The following is a 349-nucleotide window of genomic DNA, read 5'->3' as shown; positions in this document are numbered from 1 at the left end:
GCCCGCGCCGAGCTAAGCTCAACGCGGGCTTTTTTCGATAGCGGGACTACCCCTAATCCCTATCTGCTATCTATTTTGTATGTTACCCCAAAAAAGTGTTAATCAGGCGGCGCGATCCTTTCGAGCGGACCTCCCGACGGACGGCTTAGTAAGCGCGCTCCTTGGTTTCCAGCGCGGCCATGGCGACCAATCCGCCGGCTACCAGACCGGCTACCGCCAAGATTCCGGCGGCTGGGATGATCACTGCGGCGCCTGCGATGATCGCGGCTGCTGCGACTGTGGCTTCGATGTGCTTGATGGTGATTCCTGTCTTCATCTTGTTCTTCTTTCCTTTGTTGGGACTACTATA

General features: G+C 56.4%; 1 protein-coding gene. It reads right to left on the bottom strand.

Features of this window, described 5'->3' with window-relative positions:
* Positions 1 to 145 precede the first annotated feature (145 nt).
* A partial coding sequence (locus QEH57_RS24855; protein ID WP_309009508.1) for a hypothetical protein occupies positions 146 to 349 on the bottom strand: 204 nt, incomplete at its 5' end.

Origin of the sequence: Pelagicoccus sp. SDUM812005 (assembly GCF_031127875.1) — a bacterium.
Taxonomy (GTDB): Bacteria; Verrucomicrobiota; Verrucomicrobiia; order Opitutales; family Opitutaceae; genus Pelagicoccus.
Note: the sequence above shows the minus strand (reverse complement) of the source record. Positions and strands in the feature narration are given on the sequence as shown.